Origin of the sequence: Streptomyces sp. XM83C (assembly GCF_023072675.1) — a bacterium.
Classification (GTDB): Bacteria; Actinomycetota; Actinomycetes; order Streptomycetales; family Streptomycetaceae; genus Streptomyces; species Streptomyces thermocoprophilus.
The window spans coordinates 1-2,038 of record NZ_JALLGL010000524.1 but is presented as its reverse complement, the minus strand read 5'-3'; the positions used below and the strand labels follow the sequence as shown (position 1 = coordinate 2,038).

Annotated in this window: 3 protein-coding genes and 1 pseudogene; all 4 read right to left on the bottom strand. The window is 71.8% G+C overall.

Annotation, left to right across the window (positions count from 1 at the left end):
- Nucleotides 1-74: 74 nt before the first annotated feature.
- Nucleotides 75-710, bottom strand: coding sequence for a GTP-binding protein (locus MTQ10_RS30025; protein WP_247473714.1), 636 nt, complete (start codon nucleotides 708-710; stop codon nucleotides 75-77).
- Nucleotides 691-1,140 carry a DUF742 domain-containing protein gene (locus MTQ10_RS30020; RefSeq protein WP_247473711.1) on the bottom strand — a complete coding sequence of 150 codons (450 nt, stop codon included), beginning with the start codon at nucleotides 1,138-1,140 and terminating at the stop codon, nucleotides 691-693. Before MTQ10_RS30020 ends, MTQ10_RS30025 begins: the two co-directional genes overlap by 20 nt.
- Nucleotides 1,137-1,658 carry a roadblock/LC7 domain-containing protein gene (locus MTQ10_RS30015; protein WP_247473707.1) on the bottom strand — a complete coding sequence of 174 codons (522 nt, stop codon included), beginning with the start codon at nucleotides 1,656-1,658 and terminating at the stop codon, nucleotides 1,137-1,139. The genes MTQ10_RS30020 and MTQ10_RS30015 overlap by 4 nt, the downstream gene beginning before the upstream one ends.
- Nucleotides 1,655-2,038, bottom strand: a pseudogene (locus MTQ10_RS30010) (histidine kinase); the annotation flags it as partial. The pseudogene MTQ10_RS30010 and the gene MTQ10_RS30015, both read right to left, overlap by 4 nt.

Below are 2,038 nucleotides of genomic sequence, written 5' to 3'. Positions count from 1 at the left end.
GCTCAGGGGGGCTCAGGGGGGCTCACGGGAGCGCCGAGCCCGGAGGGCGGACCCCCGGGCGGCGCTCGCGCGGGCTACTCGGGGGTCTCCTCCAGCGCATGGGCCACCAGCGCGAGGAGGGTCTCCACGACCGAGATCCGCCGCCGCGCGTCCATGATCAGGACGGGTATGTGCGCGGGGATCGTGAGGGCTTCGCGTACGTCCTCGGGCTCGTACAGCTCGCTGCCGTCGAAGTGGTTGACGGCGACGACGTACGGCAGCCCGCAGCTCTCGAAGTAGTCCAGCGCGGGGAAGCAGTCCTTCAGCCTGCGGGTGTCGGCCATGACGACGGCGCCGATCGCACCGCGCACCAGGTCGTCCCACATGAACCAGAACCGCTGCTGCCCCGGCGTGCCGAACAGATAGAGCACGAGGTCGTCGTCGAGCGTGATACGGCCGAAGTCCATGGCCACGGTCGTGGTCAGCTTGTCCGGCGTGGCGGTGAGGTCGTCGGTCTCCTCGCTGGCCTCGGTCATCAGCGCCTCCGTCTGCAGGGGCGTGATCTCCGAGACGGAGGTGACCAGCGTGGTCTTGCCGACGCCGAACCCGCCGGCCACGACGATCTTCGTGGCGATGGGGGCCCGGGTGCGGTCCGTCTGCCAGGCCTTGGGGTCGTCGTCGGGCTCGACGAGTGGGGTGACGCCTGCGGCGTCAGAGACGGCGGAGTCCACTCAGCACCCTTTCCAGCAACGCGCGGTTCGGACGGCCCGTGCCATGGCCGGTGCCGGTGCCGTATACACGGATCTTTCCCTGGTCCGCGAGGTCGCTCAGCAGCACGCGGACCACGCCGAGCGGCATCTTCAGCAGCGCGGCGATCTCGGCCACCGTGCGCATACGGCGGCACAGTTCGACGATGGCCCGCATCTCCGGCATGCCGGGGGTGGCGGGCGTGTCCCCGTTGGCCAGTTCCTTGCGCTCCTCGGGGGCCTCGAGCGCCGCGACGAACGTCTCGACGAGGAGGACGTGCCCGAAGCGGGTGCGGCCACCGGTGAGGGAGTACGGGCGGACGCGGGCCGGCCTGCGGTCGGCGCCGCGCACCGGGAGCCTGGCCGGTTTGCGTGTCGGGGAACCACCGGCCGGAGAACCGCTGCTGCTGCTCATCGGCCGCTCCCCGCCGCCGCGGACTCGGCCTGCGCCCCGGCCTCCAGGGACTGCCGCAGTTCGCTGCGGAGTTCCGGGGTGAGGACGTGGCCGGCACGCCCGACGAACAGGGCCATGTGGTACGCGACGACACTCATGTCGCAGTCGGCGGAGCCGTGGACGCCGAGCAGCGATCCGTCGCTGATCGACATCACGAACAGGCTGCCCTCGTCCATGGTGACCATGGTGTGCTTGACGCCGCCGAACTCCATCAGTTTCGCGGCGCCGACGGTGAGGCTGCCGATGCCGGAGACGACGGTGGCGAGATCGGCGGCGGAGCCGCGGGGGCCGGTTCCGGCGCGCTGCGGGCGGTTCCTGGCCTCCTCGTTGCGGCCCGGGTCGGAGGAGAGCAGCAGCAGGCCGTCGGACGAGACGACCGCCACTGACTGGATACCGGGCACCTCCTCGACCAGGTTGGTCAACAGCCAGTGCAGATTGCGGGCTTCACTGCTCAGTCCGAAGGTACTGGGCGCGGTCAACTACTTGCCTCCTCGACTGTGCCCCCCGTGTCTTCTGCGGCGTGTGTCTGTCCTGCGTGCGGTGCCTTGTTCTGTGCGGTCTGCTCGGCGATCTCGGCCTCCGCGTCGCGGTAGCCGGCTGCCGCCCCCCGGCGGAAGCCGCCGAGCCTGCGGCGCAGGGCGTCGGCGTCCACGGACCCGGCACGCTGCCGCGGGGCCCGGGTGGTGGGTGCGGTGATCCTGGGAGTGCGCTTCGGCAGCCCCTTGGCGGTGAGCTGTTCCTCTCCGTCGTCGGCGGTGCGCTGGTGTTCGACGTCGGAGGGGGCCGCGGGGGCGGGCTCGGCATCGGCCTCGGCGGCGGCATCGGCGTCGGCCTGGGCGGCGAGCGGGGCCGCGTGGTC